Below are 11,009 nucleotides of genomic sequence, written 5' to 3'. Positions count from 1 at the left end.
TATTGGCAGTGGAAGAAGGAACAACAGAAATCCACTGAGCCGGCCATGCTGCACGTTGTGAATGCCTGAGTGACCTGTCCTTTCATTCGCCGAAGAGGGCAATTTACACATGATACTGGACTTGATCGCCTCTTCCACCTCGCGGACATGAACACGTATTACGATCGGGCGACCCGAAACAAATCGGTCGGAAGTTTCACAGACCAGCCGACGCTCTGGGAGATGACGGAAAAAGCGCTCGAGATCCTAAGCAAAAACGACCATGGCTTTTTCCTGATGGTCGAAGGCGGTCTCATCGACAAACAGCTCCACCCTCACGATTGGGAGCGCGCCGCCTATGATACGATCGAGTTCGATAAAGCGATCGAAGTGGCCAAACGGTTTGCCGAACGTCGTGGCGATACGCTGATCATCGTCACCGCCGATCACTCGCATTCCAACAGCATTACCGGCACGTACTGGGAAGGCGACGGCAGATCCGGACGGGAAGCGGTGCGCCTTTATGCTGAGGCCGGGTTCCCGACATACACGCACGGACAAAGCGGCCGCTTTCCGATTGAATTCCCGGATACGCCGGAGGTTGAGCGCAAGCTCGCGGTCCATTTCGGCAACCACCCCGACTTTTATAACGACTATCATTTCCCTGAAGAGCCGACATCCCCTACGATCCGGACGAGCGATGGCAAAACCGTCGCCAACCCGAATCGCTTAAAAAACCCAGACGATCCGAACAAAGGCCGTTTCTTCAACCCGGGGACGATCGCCAGCGATTTGGGTGTGCATACAGCGGATGACGTGACGCTCATGGCTTACGGACCAGGCGCGCAGTACTTCAAAGGGACAATGAACAACACCGACGTCTTCATCGCCATGGCGCGCGCCGGCGGATTCGACCTTCTCGGTCGGGCGGGTTCGCCTAAGACGCCGAGCGTCGGCGGCGCACGGTGACGACTGAACGAAAAGCTTAAAACGAAAAGCTTAAGGCGTTCAAGTGGCGTTCGACGACCCACAGCTTAGGCGGCTATGGGTCGTCGGCGTTTCTTTAAGGAGGGGGAGGTCATGTCACGCGCAAGTCGATTCGTCATCATCCCTGTATGGATAACGCTCGTGTGGTTTGTCGTCGCTTGTCAGGCGTCCTCATTGTCACCCGCGGAACCGACGTCCTCGACGGGCGCTTCGCAGCGCGAAGACGCCTCTTCGAACAATCCGCCGCCCGAGCCATCGGGCCAAGAAGTTCCGGTCATAAGTCAAGAAGTCAAAAGTCCAGAATCGAACGCTGAACGCGCCACGAATCCTGCCTCGGCTCAAAGCAGCGAAAGCCATTCTCCTTCGGCACAAAAGGAACCGGAGGAGGAGCCGAGAGAAGTACGCGGGGCGTCGCAGAAAGCGTCGGTAACACCGCGACAGACCGCAGCAGGGCAGCCGAGCAACGTCGAAAATACATCGGCCCCTACGCGCGATGCGAATGACGAGTCTCCAGACGTCAAACCCGCTCCAGCGCCAAGGCCCCAGCCAACGCCGGCGGCGTCGGTAACACCACGACAGACCGCAGCAGGGCAGCCGGGCAACGTCGAAAATACATCAGCCCCTACGCGCGATGCGAATGACGAGTCTCCAGACCTCAAACCCGATCCAGCGCCAAGGCCCCAACCAACGCCGGCGACGGACGAACCGGTGTCGCTCAAGTTCAGCGAACTGTATGCCGGAAAATCGGTCCGCGGTCTGATCCTGTCGAAGAAACTGACCGATTTGAATGGTCATCGTGTCGAGATGAAAGGGTATATGGCGCCGCCGCTTCAGCCGCGACTCGACTTTTTCGTCTTGACGCGCGTTCCGCTGGCTCTCTGTCCGTTTTGCAGCAGTGACGCCGATTGGCCGGAGGACATCGTCGTCATCTACTTGCCCCAAGGGAAAACGATCGAGGCGACGGAAAAACCCGTGCGCGTCGTCGGAAAGCTCGACGTCGGTCCCTACACCGATGACAAGACGGGTTTCGTCAGCTTGGTCCGGATCTATGCCGAACGGGTCGAGGTTATAAATTGAACGATGAGAGCGAAATAGAGGAGAGAGCGGAATGATCGAGATCGTCGAAGTCACCCATACGTACCGTGTCGGAAAAGAGACGATCCGCGTCCTCGAAATTCCGTCGCTCGTCGTCGGTCCCGGCGAGCGAGTGGCCGTCGTCGGGCCCAGCGGGTCCGGCAAGAGTACGCTGATTCAGATCATCGCCGGGCTCACGCTACCGACGACCGGGCGCGTCATCATCGATGGGGTGGACATCGGTGCGCTCGGAGAATCGCAGCGTGATCGGCTTCGGGCGCGGCGGATGGGGCTCATTTTCCAGGCCTTAAACTTGCTCGGCGGATTTACGGCGTTGGAGAATGTCTTGATGGCCGCCAAGTGGAGCGGAATCAAAAACAAATTCGAACGCCTCCAGGCGGCGACGGCGCTTCTCCACCGCCTCGGTCTAAATGATCGGATGCATGTCGATGTGCGCCGTTTAAGCCACGGCGAAAAACAGCGCGTTGCCATCGCCCGGGCACTCGTCCATCAACCCTCCATTGTGCTCGCCGATGAGCCGACGGCGAGTTTGGACTCGGTGAACAAAACGGTGGTGCTCGACGAACTGCTTGCGCTTGTCCGTGAAAAGGGCGCCACGCTCGTCTTCGTGACGCACGATACGACGTTACTTTCGGCTTTCACGCGCGTGCTGACGTTGGGACCGGGCGGGGTGGTTTCGGATCGATCGCCCGTGCCAGGGGAGTGATGGAGTTGTCTCTTTGGGTGATGGCCTGGCGCCAAATCCGGAGTCGTCCCGTCGTCACGGGCACAACGATCATGATCATCGCCGTGAGCGTCGCCCTGATGCTCAGCATTTCGATGGCGAGCGAAGGAATCAAGCGTGGCATCAGCGAATCTTCTGCACCCTACGGCATGATCGTCGGCAGCAAAGGAAGCGAAACGCAACTCATCTTCAACACGATCTTCCTGCTCGATCGGCCTCTCGGCAATGTCCCGTGGGATTTTTATGAAGCCATCAAAGCGGATCCCCGTGTTCAAGCAGTTGTGCCGTTTGCTTTGGGCGACAATTTCCAAGGGTATCGGATCGTCGGCACGGATGAACGCTTTTTTGAAATGCGCTCCCGTCCAGGCGCTCCACCGGCTTTCGTTATCTCTCAAGGACGGCGATTTGAGCGCCCCTTCGAAGCCGTCTTGGGTGCCAAAACCGCTCAGGACACCGGTCTTCGGGTCGGCGACACCTTCGTCTCCAGCCACGGGACGGATCATCATGAAGGGCTCGAAAGCGATGAACATCGCGAGATGCCTTACACGGTCGTCGGCATCATGCGACCGACGCATACGCCCGTCGATCGCGGCATTTTCGTCCATTACGAAAGCTATTGGCGCTTGCACGAACACGAGAGCGCAGTCGAACACGACGCGATCCGAGCGGCGCCGAGCGATCAAGTAGCGGACACTCCCCATATGCTTTCCGGCAGCGACTCCGGCGATCTTTCGCACGGGATCACGGCTTTTCTCGTCCATCCCAAGGGATACGTAGAACTGATGCAACTCTATCAAGAAATCAATGCATCTCCGCATGCCCAGGCCGTCCTCCCGGGACAAGTCCTCGGAAAGATCTTCGAGCAGATCGGTTTCGGCGCCGAAGTGCTCGGCGCGATCGCCTGGCTTGTCCTGGCGCTCGCAGTGATTACCGTCTGTCTGACGCTCTATCAATCGATCGAAGTAAAAAGGAAAGACTTTTATTTGATGCGCGCCATCGGGGCATCGCGTCTTCACGTGTTTTTCGTCGTCGCCTTGGAAGCCGTATGGCTGTTTTTCCTCGGCGAGCTTTTCGGCTGGGCACTGTCCTACGTTGTCTACGCATTCTTGGCTTACGGGATCGGGGAAAGATTGTCGATTGCCATGCCGTTCTTTTTCGATGCCGGCGCCGCGTGGAAACTCGCGCTCTTACTGATCGGGGGGCTAGTCGTCGCCGTCATAACGGCGTTTCTCACCTACCGGACACAGCTCGACAGCGCGCTTAGAATGGAAGCGTCGTGACGCCGGAGCCGTCCCACATGGGGAAACAACAGGTGGGGTAGCGCGACGGGCTTCACACCTGGTCCGTCGGCCCCCAATCGGACTCCCGCCCCGCGGTCGGCCGCCCTTCCGGGCCGGTCTCCGCCCCCGCGATCGGTCCGCAGCGCTGTGAAGCTTTCAGAAGCTCTCCAGGACCGAGGCCTTTTGCCGCCGCCAAAGGATCATCGTCGGCGAGATCCGAAATCGGACGCGCGCCGACGCCGACCCCAGCAGCCTCCTGAACGGAACGAAAAACCGATGGCATTCGCCTTCGGTTTTTTTTTTTGCCGTGCGCTGCGGCGGTGCCCCGCGACCGCCTCTCTTTTTTGCCCCCTGCGCTGCCGCTCCCGACCCCTCCCGATCGGCATCGGCCGCCCGACATCGGCTGCGGCGTTATTTCGCCCTTTCACAACCGGCCCGCCGCTTCCGCGCCGAAAGCCGAAAGACCGCCTACGCCTCCTCCGCCACCGGCACGACGCCGGCCAGCGTCCTTTTGAGCTCCTCTTCCTCCGGCGCGACATCGTCCAGCCGTCCGGCGAGATACGCCTCGTACGCGGCGAGGTCAAAATGGCCGTGGCCGCTCAGATTGAACACGATCGTCGGCCGCGTCCCTTCCTCCTTCGCCCGGAGCGCCTCGTCGATCGCCGTCCGCACCGCGTGGGCCGACTCCGGCGCCGGCACGATCCCCTCCACCCGGGCAAACTGCACCGCTGCCTCAAAGACCCGCCGCTGGCCGACCGCCCGGGCCTCGATGATCCCCTTCCGGTAGAGGGCGCTCACGAGCGGGCTCATCCCGTGATAGCGGAGCCCGCCGGCGTGAATCCCCGGCGGCATGAAGCCGCTCCCGAGCGTGTACATCGGAAGAAGCGGCGTCAGCCCCGCCACATCGCCGAAATCGTACCCGTACGCCCCCCGCGTCAGCGTGGGGCAGGCCGCCGGTTCGACGGCGATGAAGCGGATCTCCCGCCCCGTCGTCAGCCGTTCATAGACGAACGGAAAGGCGAGCCCGGCAAAATTGCTCCCGCCGCCGGCGGACGCGATGACGATGTCCGCCTGCTCGCCGACCGCGTCCAGCTGCTTTTGCGCTTCGAGGCCGATCACCGTCTGGTGGAGCGCCACGTGATTGAGGACGCTCCCGAGGGCGTAGTTCGTATCGCCGTGCGTCGCCGCATCTTCCACCGCCTCGCTGATGGCGATGCCGAGGCTTCCGGGAGAATTCGGATCCCGCTTAAGCACCGCCCGGCCGGCCGCCGTCCGCTCGCTCGGCGACGGGATCACCTCGCCGCCGAAGACGTTCATCATGATCCGGCGGTACGGCTTTTGCTCGTAGCTCACCTTCACCATATAGACGGTGCATTCCAGGCCAAAAAAGCGGCAGGCGACGGAAAGCGCCGTTCCCCACTGCCCGGCGCCGGTCTCCGTCGCCAGGCGCCGGACGCCGGCCTTCCGGTTGTAGTACGCCTGCGCCACCGCCGTGTTCAGCTTGTGGCTGCCCGACGCGTTTCCGCCTTCATACTTGTAAAAAATCTTCGCCGGCGTCCCGAGGGCTTCTTCCAGCCGCCGGGCCCGGACAAGCGGCGTCGGCCGCCAGAGGCGGTAGATCTCCCGCACCGGCTCCGGGATCGGGATCCACCGCTCGGCGCTCATCTCCTGCTCGATGAGATCCGGCGGAAAGATCGCCGCCAGATCCTCCGGCCGAAGCGGCTTTTGCGTCGCCGGATGGAGGGGCGGCGGCACATCCGGAAGATCCGCCCGAAGGTTGTACCAGTGCGTCGGAAGCTCCGCTTCGGAGAGGATGATCTTCGTCTCCTCTCGGCTCAACTCATCTCATCCCTTCTCCATCGGTTTTTTTCTCGTCTCGTCGGATTTTCCCGTCGAATCCGGCCGATGATCGGGCCGGACCGACGTTTGGAAGAAAAGGCCGGCCGGCCTTCCGCCGGCGCCGCGCCGACGGCTTGCCGACGCCGCACCGATGACTTCAATCATAACGCGAAAAAAACTCAAAATCCAGCCGCCGGCCGCAACGAAGCGACGCCGAATCTCGTCCAGATAGAATAGACGAGCCAGACAAGAAGCGACATTCTTCGAAACGCCCCGAAAGGAGTAGCCCCCATGCGCTCCCCGGCCGCGCCCTTCCTTCGCCGGATCGTCGCCGGAGGGATCGCCGCATCGCTGGCGATCCTTCTCCTCGCCGCCTGTTCCCCGAACGCCGGCATCTCCCCTCCCCCCGCCTCCAAAGGGGCGGCCAAAGAAACCGTCGCGCCGGGTCCGAACGGCGCCGCGGGGCGCTCATCCGCTTCATCCGGCGCCGCCGCCCCAACCGGCGACCCCGTCGGGACCGCCGCCGGCGAGCGGTCCGCGCCGCCTTCGTCCGGAAACGGGCCGGCCGCCGCGGCGCCCGATCGTTCCGCCGACCCCCCGACCGAAAATCCCGCCGGGACGCCGGCCGGAACCCCCGCCGGAGCCGCCGCTTCCCGCGTTCCGTACGACGGGCCGATCGAGCACCTCTTTTTCCACCCGCTCATCGTCTATCCCGAGCGGGCCTTTACCGGCGACCGGCTGGCCAAAGGCTACGACGACTACTTCGTCACCGTCCCCGAATTCAAAAAGATCCTCGCCTCCCTCTACGAACGCGGCTACCTCCTCGTCGACATCTTCGACGTGCTGGACGTCCGGGAGGACGGCACCGTCGCGCGAAAGACGCTCCGCCTCCCCGAAGGCAAAAAACCGCTCATCCTCTCCGTCGACGACCTCAATTACTACCCGTACATGGTCCGGCGCGGCAACGCCGTCCGGCTCGTCCTGGACGAAGAAGGGAACGTCGCCGCCGCGTCGATCGACCGCGACGGGCGCCCGGTCGTCTCCCGGGACGACGAAATCGTGCCGATCGTCGACCGCTTCGTCTCTGAACATCCCGATTTTTCGCTGGACGGCGCCAAAGGCATCCTCAACCTCACCGGCTATGAAGGCATCCTCGGCTACCGGACGCAAAACCCCGCGCGCCCGGAGGCCGAAGCGGAGCGGCAGGCGGCGCTTCGGGTCGTCGAACGGCTCAAGGCGACCGGCTGGCGCTTTGCCTCCCACAGCTACGGCCATCCCGACGTGGCGAAAATCTCCCTCGAACGGCTCAAGGAAGACACCCGCAAGTGGAAAACCGAAGTCGAGCCCCTCGTCGGCCCGACGCCTCTCTACGTCTATCCGTTCGGAAGCCACGTCCCGCCGTCCGACGCAAAATTCCGGTGGCTCCAAAGCCAGGGCTTTCACGTCTTTTTCGGCGTCGGACCCAAACCCTACCTGCGGATGGAGCAAGACTGGGCGTTCATGGACCGCCGGCACATCGACGGCATCGCCCTCAAGACGCAAAAAGACCTCCTGCGGCCCCTTTTCGACGCCGACGCCGTCCTCGACCCGGCGCGACCTCGCTGACGACTGCGCCGCTTGCGAACGCGCATCGCCGAGCCCGAACCCCAAAATCTCGCTTCCGCTCACTGCTGACCGGCTCGCTATCGCCTTGAACGGGACGCACGCTCAGGCGTCCCTCTCCTCCAGCGCCTAAGCGAGCGCCCGGCCGTACGCCGGCAGATCCGGCGACCGCCGGGCCGAGATGAGGTTTCCGTCGACGACGACCGGCTCGTCGACCCAGTACGCCCAGCGGTGCGGGCACTGCGCAAAAGAGAACCGATCCGGCATCCGATTCCGGTGCCGGAAGTGCGGAAATCCCCGGAATTCATTCCGGGGAGGAGGTCAGCGTCACGTAGAATTCCTGCAACACCTGAACGCTTAGACAGCCATGGCCCGTATTCAAATGTGTTTTGCCTATCGCAACACTTCTTTGGAGAACGAAAGGGTCACGTCCTGGTACTCCACGGCATCCACCTCCACGCAATTTAGAGTATTCCTTTGCAAAAAAAAAGCGGAAAGGAGAGGAGGTCGGCATTCATTAAAGCGTAACGTATCCTTGGACCGTCACTTCATGCGTATCGGTATTGTAGATCGCGATCGAATAACGGTCGGCGACCTGAATCGTAAACGTCTCTTGATCGGCCCCGCCGGTAAACGGCACGAAATAGAAGTTGCCTTCAGAATCGATCAACCCGACGTACAGCTTCGCATCCCGCGGAATCCAAGAAAGGGAAATGGTCACTTTTTCCCCGCGCGTAAAGGACCACGACGTTTCGGACGCCGCTAACGTCTGGCCCGGAATGGTTAGATTGATGGCGTAGGTCGCCTCAACGCCGATGTCTTGAAGGTGCTTCGTCTGCCCTTCGTCAAACGGGAACGGGAGGGTCTGTCCTGTGCCCCATTCTCCCGGCGCGGCAACGTTGACGCGGTGATCGCCGACCGTGACGCGGTCGGATGTGTTCTGACCGTCCTCAAGAACGCGTTTTGCGGGCGTTTTCTTGCCTTTCGTCGTCACCGTCACCGGCCCGTTTTCCTGGGCGCTCACGTCCTTCATTTTCGACGAATCTATGCTTGCGTTTGACATCCCGAGCGGCGCCATCACCGACGAAGTGTTCCTTTCATCATTTGCAGCATAGGCGACATCCGCAGCGTAGCGCAAGTGGTGTACGAATATGGAAAGCCCAAAGAGAAAGACCGTGAACGCTCCAGCCCAAAGCCATGCTTTTCGCTGTACTTTCATGATCGTTCAGGCCTCCTTGCGATGTTTTCCTCCCCTCTCCTTTCCGCCGCTTCCATCATACAACGGAGGGCATTAAGCCCCCGTTAAGTTTTGGGTAAGGCTTCTGTTAAGTTTTAAGTTTTGGGTTTCATGGGCGTTCGGTATGGTCCTCGGCCGTGCGGAAAGCGGAGGGCAAAAACGCTCCCTTTCCCCGGAGCACTTTCCACCTCGACGGTTCCCCCGTGCAGTTCGGCGACATGGCGGACGATGGCGAGACCCAGTCCGACGCCGCCGCTCTTTCGACTTCGCGAATCGTCGAGGCGATAAAAACGCTCAAAAATGCGCTCCTGCGCTTCTTTTGGAATCCCTATGCCGGTATCCTCGACACGAATCGTCCAAAACGCCCCGTTGTCGGACAAGAGGCGGATCCAGACGCGGCCACCGGGGCGATTATACCGCACGGCATTGTCGATGAGATTGGCGACCGCCCGTTCGATGAGCCGCCGATCGCCGAGGACAAAAGCTTCGGCTTCCGCGGCATCGTCGATGTCGACGGACAGCGTGACGCCGTGCGCTTCAGCAAGCGACGACAATTCCTCGACGACATCAAGAAGGACGGCCGCAAGGCTCACCGCCTCCCGTTCCAGATTGCCTTCCCCCCGCGCCAGAACCAATAGGCCTTCGACCGTCTCCTGGAGCCGCTCGACCGCCCGATCCAACCCCTTCCATGTCTCTTCGTTCCCGTTTTGGCCCCTTTTTGATTCCGCCGCTTGGTCATCCAACAGCGTGCGGAGCGCGGCGAGCGGCGTGCGAAGTTCGTGGGCCGTGGCGGCGACGAAGTCGCGTTGCTGTCGAAACGACCGCTCCAGGCGCGCCAACAGAGCGTTGAACGATTCGGCCAGCACCCGCACTTCATCCGGAGGCCCTTCGACCGGCAGGCGCACGTCCAGCGTACCGACCTGCACGTTGCGGACCGCCTCGGACAACTTTCGCACCGGATCCAGCGCCCGACCGCTTAAGACGTACGCGCCGACCGCGCCGAAGATCGTCGCCAGGGCGACGGTCAATAACGAGATCCAGCGATATTCCTTCAAAACGGCGGCGTTCAGCATGGAAAGAAGCGACAGTCCATGGTTTTCTTTTTCGGTCAACGGCGGAAGCGGAAGTTTTTCAACGGCTACGGATCTTTTGGTCTCCGGCTCGATGCGAGCGATCTTCTCGCTTCCGCCTGCCGGCGGACCTGGCGCAGTCGGCGCCCGATCAAAAGACGGCGGATCAAGAGGGGATTCGCCGGAGATGAAGGGATCGGCGCTTAAAGAAATCTCCACCATCCGGAGCGGCCCAAGGAGCGCTTGCGGAAGGTGCGAAGATGCCAAGGCGTCGATGAAGAGCCACTCCGCCGTTCCGATCACAAGCAGTAAAGCCGCAGTCCACAGGGTGAGGCGACTGCGCAGGGTCAGGCGGCGCTTCCAAAAAACGGGGCGCACGCATCTTCACCTCCTCGATTCGGATTCGTCCGTGCGCAACCGATACCCGCCGGGGACAGTTTCGATGTACCGCGGCGCATCGGCGCTGTCGCCGAGCTTTCGCCGAAGCGCATGGATGTGTACGCGAACGCTGGCGGTGAACGGATTCGCCGATGCATCCCAGACGTGTTCCAGCAGATCTTCCTGCGTGACGACTTCGCCGGGACGCCGCATGAGATATTCCAAGATGGCGAATTCTTTCTTCGTCAACGACAGCCGCTCATCTCCCCGCCAGGCGAGGCGCCGCAGCGGATCGAGGCGCAGCGTTCCGACGGTCAAAACCGGCGTGCGAGCGCGCGGATCGCGCCGGAGAACGGCGTGAATGCGGGCGAGAAGTTCGGCGAAATGAAAGGGTTTGACGATGTAGTCATCGGCGCCTTCTTCCAGCCCGGCGATCTTATCCTGGAGCCCATCGCGCGCCGTCAGCATGATGATAAAAAGCTCCGGCCGTTTTGCCCGGAGCGCCCGGCAAACGTCAAGTCCGTCAATCTTGGGAAGGTTGAGATCGAGAAGCACCAGGTCATAGGCATGTACGTCCGCCAGCTCTAAAGCCGCTTCGCCGTCGTGGACGATATCGACGGCAAATCCTTCCCGCGAAAGCCTTCGAGCAAGCGCCTGCGCAAAGTCCGCTTCATCCTCCACGAGAAGAAGGCGCATGGCATCGAGCCCCCGAACCGCCAATGCTTCATCGTTCATGCACGGTCCCTTCTCTTTATTACCACAGCGAATGTTAAGCAACGGTTAAAAAGCGGCGCCGAGAATCGGCCCGCCCGCCTTCC

The 11,009-nt window shown here is 61.4% G+C and carries 11 protein-coding genes; 6 read left to right on the top strand and 5 right to left on the bottom strand.

Features of this window, described 5'->3' with window-relative positions; translation table 11 throughout:
• Positions 1-69 precede the first annotated feature (69 nt).
• From SA87_RS05930 to SA87_RS05915, 4 genes are all read left to right on the top strand, one after another.
• Complete coding sequence (locus tag SA87_RS05930) at positions 70-948, top strand: alkaline phosphatase (RefSeq protein WP_082910485.1); 879 nt, start codon at positions 70-72, stop codon at positions 946-948.
• Between the two features lie 111 nt (positions 949-1,059).
• A complete protein-coding gene (locus SA87_RS13700) occupies positions 1,060-2,043 on the top strand; it encodes a hypothetical protein (RefSeq protein ID WP_211258059.1) in 984 nt (327 codons plus the stop codon).
• Between the two features lie 31 nt (positions 2,044-2,074).
• Positions 2,075-2,767 (top strand): ABC transporter ATP-binding protein, encoded by a 693-nt coding sequence (locus SA87_RS05920; RefSeq protein ID WP_066200616.1) that lies wholly within the window; start codon positions 2,075-2,077, stop codon positions 2,765-2,767.
• Between the two features lie 5 nt (positions 2,768-2,772).
• On the top strand, positions 2,773-4,065 hold the full coding sequence (locus SA87_RS05915) for an ABC transporter permease (RefSeq protein WP_169793299.1): 1,293 nt from the start codon (positions 2,773-2,775) through the stop codon (positions 4,063-4,065).
• A gap of 468 nt (positions 4,066-4,533) precedes the next feature.
• On the opposite strand, the gene SA87_RS05905 is transcribed toward SA87_RS05915, so the two are convergent.
• Complete coding sequence (locus SA87_RS05905; protein WP_066200606.1) at positions 4,534-5,904, bottom strand: TrpB-like pyridoxal phosphate-dependent enzyme; 1,371 nt, start codon at positions 5,902-5,904, stop codon at positions 4,534-4,536.
• A gap of 66 nt (positions 5,905-5,970) precedes the next feature.
• On the opposite strand from SA87_RS05905, the gene SA87_RS13490 reads away from it, so the two are divergent.
• Positions 5,971-6,141, top strand: a complete 171-nt coding sequence (locus tag SA87_RS13490) for a hypothetical protein (RefSeq protein ID WP_169816918.1) — start codon at positions 5,971-5,973, stop codon at positions 6,139-6,141.
• A 54-nt stretch (positions 6,142-6,195) separates the two neighbouring features.
• The gene (locus tag SA87_RS05900) at positions 6,196-7,509 is read left to right on the top strand and encodes a polysaccharide deacetylase family protein (protein ID WP_082910484.1); all 1,314 of its coding nucleotides are present in this window, start codon (positions 6,196-6,198) and stop codon (positions 7,507-7,509) included.
• A 126-nt stretch (positions 7,510-7,635) separates the two neighbouring features.
• Here SA87_RS05900 and SA87_RS12620 read toward each other — a convergent pair whose 3' ends face one another.
• The 4 genes from SA87_RS12620 to SA87_RS05885 all read right to left on the bottom strand — a co-directional run bounded on the left by SA87_RS12620 (position 7,636) and on the right by SA87_RS05885 (position 10,926).
• Positions 7,636-7,773 carry a hypothetical protein gene (locus tag SA87_RS12620; RefSeq protein ID WP_409359825.1) on the bottom strand — a complete coding sequence of 46 codons (138 nt, stop codon included), beginning with the start codon at positions 7,771-7,773 and terminating at the stop codon, positions 7,636-7,638.
• Between the two features lie 250 nt (positions 7,774-8,023).
• A complete protein-coding gene (locus tag SA87_RS05895; RefSeq protein WP_169816917.1) occupies positions 8,024-8,644 on the bottom strand; it encodes a hypothetical protein in 621 nt (206 codons plus the stop codon).
• 194 nt (positions 8,645-8,838) lie between these two features.
• Positions 8,839-10,191 (bottom strand): sensor histidine kinase, encoded by a 1,353-nt coding sequence (locus tag SA87_RS05890; RefSeq protein WP_066441695.1) that lies wholly within the window; start codon positions 10,189-10,191, stop codon positions 8,839-8,841.
• 6 nt (positions 10,192-10,197) lie between these two features.
• Positions 10,198-10,926 (bottom strand): response regulator transcription factor, encoded by a 729-nt coding sequence (locus SA87_RS05885; protein WP_211258060.1) that lies wholly within the window; start codon positions 10,924-10,926, stop codon positions 10,198-10,200.
• Positions 10,927-11,009: the final 83 nt, after the last annotated feature.

This window comes from Hydrogenibacillus schlegelii (assembly GCF_001653195.1).
Lineage (GTDB): Bacteria > Bacillota > Bacilli > Thermicanales > DSM-22653 > Hydrogenibacillus > Hydrogenibacillus schlegelii.
The sequence above is the reverse complement of the archived record's forward strand: the minus strand, read 5'-3'. Positions and strand labels throughout refer to the sequence as shown.